The sequence below is a fragment of the Citrobacter sp. EC_71 genome (genome assembly GCF_019584005.1).
GTDB classification, from domain to species: domain Bacteria; phylum Pseudomonadota; class Gammaproteobacteria; order Enterobacterales; family Enterobacteriaceae; genus Citrobacter; species Citrobacter werkmanii.
This window is the reverse complement of the sequence record NZ_VDAY01000094.1, coordinates 1-252: the sequence shown is the minus strand read 5'-3', so window position 1 is coordinate 252 and position 252 is coordinate 1. Positions and strand designations below refer to the sequence as shown.

The 252-nt window shown below is 50.8% G+C and carries 1 protein-coding gene; it reads right to left on the bottom strand.

Annotated features, from left to right (window positions below):
* A partial coding sequence (locus tag FHD02_RS24185) for an EF-Tu/IF-2/RF-3 family GTPase (RefSeq protein ID WP_255597505.1) occupies positions 1-252 on the bottom strand: 252 nt, incomplete at both ends.

Below are 252 nucleotides of genomic sequence, written 5' to 3'. Positions count from 1 at the left end.
GCTTAGCCAGTACCTGACCACGTTCGATTTCTTCACGTTTGATACCACGCAGCAGAACACCAACGTTCTCACCAGCACGGCCTTCGTCCAGCAGTTTGCGGAACATTTCAACGCCGGTACAGGTAGACTTAGCGGTGTCTTTGATACCAACGATTTCAACTTCTTCACCAACTTTGATGATACCGCGCTCTACACGACCGGTAACAACGGTACCACGACCGGAGATGGAGAATACGTCTTCGATAGGCAGCA